The 277-nt window shown below is 56.3% G+C and carries 1 rRNA gene; it reads right to left on the bottom strand.

What is annotated here, in order from left to right:
• Window positions 1–277 (bottom strand): 16S ribosomal RNA (locus tag NNO08_RS23270); the annotation flags it as partial.

Raw genomic sequence — 277 nt, forward strand, 5'->3', positions numbered from 1 at the left:
CATCCGACTTGACAGACCGCCTGCGTGCGCTTTACGCCCAGTAATTCCGATTAACGCTTGCACCCTCCGTATTACCGCGGCTGCTGGCACGGAGTTAGCCGGTGCTTCTTCTGCGAGTAACGTCAATCGCTGCGGTTATTAACCACAACGCCTTCCTCCTCGCTGAAAGTACTTTACAACCCGAAGGCCTTCTTCATACACGCGGCATGGCTGCATCAGGCTTGCGCCCATTGTGCAATATTCCCCACTGCTGCCTCCCGTAGGAGTCTGGACCGTG

Origin of the sequence: Citrobacter sp. Igbk 17 (assembly GCF_028069775.1) — a bacterium.
Taxonomy (GTDB): domain Bacteria; phylum Pseudomonadota; class Gammaproteobacteria; order Enterobacterales; family Enterobacteriaceae; genus Citrobacter.